Source organism: Photobacterium sp. OFAV2-7 (assembly GCF_022347985.1).
Classification (GTDB): domain Bacteria; phylum Pseudomonadota; class Gammaproteobacteria; order Enterobacterales; family Vibrionaceae; genus Photobacterium.
Window position 1 is genome coordinate 1 of the sequence record NZ_JAKRFQ010000409.1, and the last position, 4,401, is coordinate 4,401.

5 protein-coding genes are annotated in these 4,401 nt (G+C 49.5%); 4 read left to right on the forward strand and 1 reads right to left on the reverse strand.

Going from position 1 to position 4,401, the window contains the following annotated elements; genetic code table 11:
* Nucleotides 1-294: molybdopterin-guanine dinucleotide biosynthesis protein B (gene mobB, locus MHN01_RS17815; RefSeq protein ID WP_239412570.1), on the reverse strand; the 294-nt coding region annotated here is incomplete at its 3' end.
* A gap of 136 nt (nt 295-430) precedes the next feature.
* On the opposite strand from mobB, the gene MHN01_RS17820 reads away from it, so the two are divergent.
* The 4 genes from MHN01_RS17820 to prpC all read left to right on the forward strand — a co-directional run bounded on the left by MHN01_RS17820 (nt 431) and on the right by prpC (nt 4,205).
* Complete coding sequence (locus tag MHN01_RS17820; protein WP_239412571.1) at nt 431-940, forward strand: O-acetyl-ADP-ribose deacetylase; 510 nt, start codon at nt 431-433, stop codon at nt 938-940.
* 216 nt (nt 941-1,156) lie between these two features.
* Nucleotides 1,157-1,642, forward strand: a complete 486-nt coding sequence (locus MHN01_RS17825; RefSeq protein WP_239412572.1) for a hypothetical protein — start codon at nt 1,157-1,159, stop codon at nt 1,640-1,642.
* A 102-nt stretch (nt 1,643-1,744) separates the two neighbouring features.
* Nucleotides 1,745-2,908, forward strand: a complete 1,164-nt coding sequence (locus MHN01_RS17830) for an endonuclease/exonuclease/phosphatase family protein (protein ID WP_370646520.1) — start codon at nt 1,745-1,747, stop codon at nt 2,906-2,908.
* A 163-nt stretch (nt 2,909-3,071) separates the two neighbouring features.
* The gene (gene prpC / locus MHN01_RS17835; RefSeq protein WP_239412573.1) at nt 3,072-4,205 is read left to right on the forward strand and encodes a 2-methylcitrate synthase; all 1,134 of its coding nucleotides are present in this window, start codon (nt 3,072-3,074) and stop codon (nt 4,203-4,205) included.
* Nucleotides 4,206-4,401: the final 196 nt, after the last annotated feature.

Here is a 4,401-nt window from a genome sequence, read left to right on the forward strand (position 1 = left end):
CTGGCTGTGATCGAGTTGTTGCAGGCAGGCCTGTAGCTGTGGTTCTTCGCGATCAGGCTCTGGATATTCGAAATACAGCATATGCCTCTCTTTTGTCGCCATGAGTGTCTGGGCGCAGCCAGCATGGCGCAGGCGATAACTGTCTTTTCCCGGAGTATCTGGGTCGATACTGTGGTGGCTGTGTTTGACCAGGCCAATTCGCAAGCCTTGCTGCTTCAGCAACGGAATAAGTTGTTCCAGTAGTGTTGTTTTTCCTGAGCCGCTGTAACCGGCAAAACCTATAATTGGAGTCATGGAATACTTCGAGTAAGTCTGTTTGTCCTGATCCTAATTGAAATTACACCCCACGTCATGATGCAAGCAGGATAAAGTGTCAAAATCTGGGGGATCAGTGTACGAGCACTGTGTACGGAAAATGATAGGAATGGTTATGGCCCAACTCTCAGCAATTCAAATAGATATTACAACTCTAGATGTGGACGCTATCGTCAATGCCGCAAACAATTCGTTGCTGGGAGGTGGGGGTGTCGACGGTGCTATTCATCGTGCTGCCGGTGCTGAGCTGCTGGCTGAATGCCGGACCTTGGGCGGTTGCAAAACTGGCGAAGCCAAGTTAACCAAAGGCTACCGCCTGCCGGCACAATATATCATTCATACTGTCGGTCCGGTATGGCACGGTGGTAGCCACGATGAGGAAAAGCTGTTGGCAAGCTGCTATCGAAATTCAATATCGCTGGCTCGACAGGCTGGCGTTCAGAGTATTGCATTTCCTTGTATCAGTACCGGGGTGTATCACTTTCCCAAGCAACGTGCGGCTGAAATTGCGGTTATGACGGTGCAAGAAGAGCTGGCTGATGATGACAATATTGTTCAGGTCTACTTTGCTTGTTTTGCTGTCGATGATTTACATACCTATCAAATGCTGTTAAATCATTACTGAGTATGCTTGTATCAATAGTGAGTTGAGGTGACTTTTTTACCCTTAGGAGGCAGATTCCGACTACATTTATTGTGTAGCGCGATTACATCGATAGATATCAAAATGAGTAAACAGAGCGCTAACAATCTATAGTATTTCGTGATTCAGCGTAATTTCGACAGGAAGTCGCCGTTCTGTATTACGAAGATGATCAGAATAAGCATCAGGGAGAGTGCAATGTGGGCAACGTTGGATTTTGAGGCATCTGGGTTATCCGATCAGTCTTACCCGATAGAGGTTGGATACTCCTTACCAGACGGTAGTGGCAATAGCTTGCTGATTAATCCACTAACGGCAAGTGATGTTTGGCAATACTGGGACGACTTTGCGGAACATGAAATTCACCAAATTTCCAGGCAGGAACTGCATCTCGAAGGTCGGCAGGTTGTTGAAGTGTGTCAGCATCTTAATGCCGTTCTGGGTCAATATGAATATGTCTTTTGTGATAGTCAGTGGGACCTATTTTGGTTAGGCCGCCTGTATCATGCGGCACATATGAGGCCTTCTTTTATGCTGACGGAAATCGGTCATTGGTTGATGCAGGAAAATGGCATTGAGCGGGCGCGTTTTCAGTTGGCACTGGAAGAACAGGGGCCCGTGAAGCATAGGGCAATGCATGATGCGCAGCAAATCAGGTTGGCGATCACCCAACTGATGAGCTGAATTAACTTTGAAACAATCGACTCAAACAGAGCGGAAATTATCAAGCTTGCGGGCAAATCTGTATAATTTCCGCCTATTTGTGTTTTCGTCGAGTACCTCTAGTTGTCCGATTTAGCATTTAACCCCAGCTCTGAACCAGCATCGTCTGCTTCACCGAGCAAGTTGCGTGTTGCCGTGTTCAATATTTCAATGTCAGCGCCAGTTCCTGGCCAAATCCTTGAGCAGACTTCCTCCAAGTCGGATACCCGGCTGTCAAAACTTGCTGCGATTATTCAGCATACGCGACCGGATGTGTTGATGCTGTGCGAGTTTGACCATCCCGGCGAAGGTGGCGATGATGGCAGCCTTGCCAACTTCTGCCGTCATTATCTTGAGTGTCCGCAGCACCAGCAACAGCCCATTGACTATCCATATCGTTATTGCCCGCCGACAAATACCGGCTTGATGAGCCCCTATGATCTTGATGGCGACGGGGAGCTGACCCTTCCGGGCGACGGCTTGGGCTTTGGTGAGCACCATGGCCATTTCGGTTTTGTTTTATTGTCTCGTTTCCCTATTGAAGATGCAGCGATCCGCAGCTGGCAGGAAATGCTCTGGTGCGATCTTCCTGCTAACGTGATGCCAGAGAGCTATTACAGTGAGCAGGCCGAACAGGTATTGCGACTATCCTCGAAAAACCATGTTGTCGTCCCCGTAAATGTTGCCGGTCAACGGATCAATTTGTTGTGTTGTCATCCGACGCCGCCGGTATTTGATGGCGATGAGAAACGTAATGCGCGCCGCAACCATGACGAGCTGAAGCTAGTGGCAGATATTATCGACAATGCGGATTACTTGTGTGATGACAACGCAAGAGGGGGAGGCCTGGAGAAAACGGACCCATTTGTCGTGCTGGGCGATCTGAATGCAGACATGGCCGATGGTGACGGGATGAAATCGGCCATTCGTAACCTTTTGCTCCATCCTCGAATCAATCGCTTGGTGAGTGCCGGTAAGATGACACCCAAAAGCGTGGGTGGACGTTTTGCGATCCCCTGGCAACAGCGAAAGGGGAGGTCGACTGAGTGGACGCATATTTCAGGTTTAAGGCTGGATTATGTTCTGCCGTCTTCCAACCTGAAGGTATTGCAGTCAGGTGTATTTTGGCCGGATAAGAAGGATCCGATGCGCTACTTGATCAGTGATGAGAGAGGCCGGGACCGCCCTCAGGCTGGATCGGATCATCGACTAGTCTGGGTTGATATAGCGTTAAATTCCTTGCCTTGAAGCTGCTCGTAACCTTGGTTTTATCGTCAATTACTATCTGTATGAAATGACTGTTCTCATTGTCGGGAATGGATGACATGTTACCCAAGTGGTTGAGCTGATTGTTCTCACCTATCTTTAGTTTGGGGATAGTCACTTAAACTGAAGATCAAGGAGTCATATTATGCCGGGTACACAAAAAGCATTAGGCGGTGAAGGGTTGCGAGGACAAAGTGCGGGTTCAACGGCTCTGTGTACTGTGGGCAAAACCGGCACGGGGCTAACCTATCGCGGTTATGATATTTCAGACTTGGCAGCGCATGCCGAGTTTGAAGAGGTTGCATATCTCCTGCTAAAAGGAAAGCTGCCGACCAGAACAGAACTGGCAGCCTATAAGAGCAAGCTTGTTTCTTATCGCGGATTACCAATGGCGTTGAAAGCGGTTCTCGAGCAGATCCCTGCTGATGCTCACCCTATGGATGTACTGCGAACCGGGTGTTCGATGCTGGGTAACCTTGAACAGGAGCATGACTTTGACGAAGAGTATGACAGGGCGGATCGCTTGCTTGCCTTGTTGCCGGCCATTATCTGTTATTGGTATCGCTATAGTCACCATGGGGTGAGGATTGAGACCTATTGTGAGCAAGACAGTATTGGCGGCTATTTCCTCAAGATGATCACCGGTGAAGAGCCGTCAGAGTTGCATCGTCAGGTGATGCACTGCTCGTTGATCCTCTATGCCGAGCATGAGTTCAATGCCTCAACATTTTCTGCTCGGGTTTGCGCATCGACACTTACCGATCTCTACTCCTGTATAACTGCCGCTATTGGCACTTTGCGCGGGCCGCTACATGGGGGAGCCAACGAAGCGGCGATGGAAATGATCGAGCGTTGGCAGTCACCTGATGAAGCCGAGGCAGGCATCCTGGCGATGCTGGCCAATAAAGAAAAAATCATGGGTTTCGGTCATGCAATTTATCGCGAGTCAGACCCGAGAAATGTGCTGATCAAGGCTTGGTCGGAGAAACTGGCCGCACAGGCCGATGATGCGGTACTGTATGATATTTCGGTACGGGTCGAAGAAGTGATGAAGCGTGAGAAGTCCCTGTTCGCCAATGCCGACTTTTTTCATGCCACGGCATACCATTTTATGGGGATCCCCACCCGGTTATTTACCCCTATCTTTGTCATGAGCAGGGTGACTGGCTGGGCAGCCCATGTGATTGAACAGCGGGCACATAACCGGATAATTAGGCCGAGTGCCGATTATATTGGTCCCGATCATCAAGACTGGCTGCCAATTGAACAGCGCCACTGAGCATTAGCGGTGTTTAACCAAAATAGACGAGCAAGGAACGATATAATGGAAAACCTGGACCTGTTTTCGCCGCCTGTTGCTTCCGGTGAGTGGCTGGACATACCTGACGGGAAGTTGTTCTGGGCACCGAACTTCATGTCGGGAATTGATGCCGATGACTATTTTCACCGGCTGTCGGCGGGGTTGAATTGGCAGC

Bases quoted from the DNA above. Each gene is read 5' to 3' on its own strand.
- prpC (WP_239412573.1), top strand. From the start codon at position 3,072: ATGCCGGGTACACAAAAAGCATTAGGCGGTGAAGGGTTGCGAGGACAA.
- MHN01_RS17825 (WP_239412572.1), top strand. From the start codon at position 1,157: ATGTGGGCAACGTTGGATTTTGAGGCATCTGGGTTATCCGATCAGTCT.
- MHN01_RS17820 (WP_239412571.1), top strand. From the start codon at position 431: ATGGCCCAACTCTCAGCAATTCAAATAGATATTACAACTCTAGATGTG.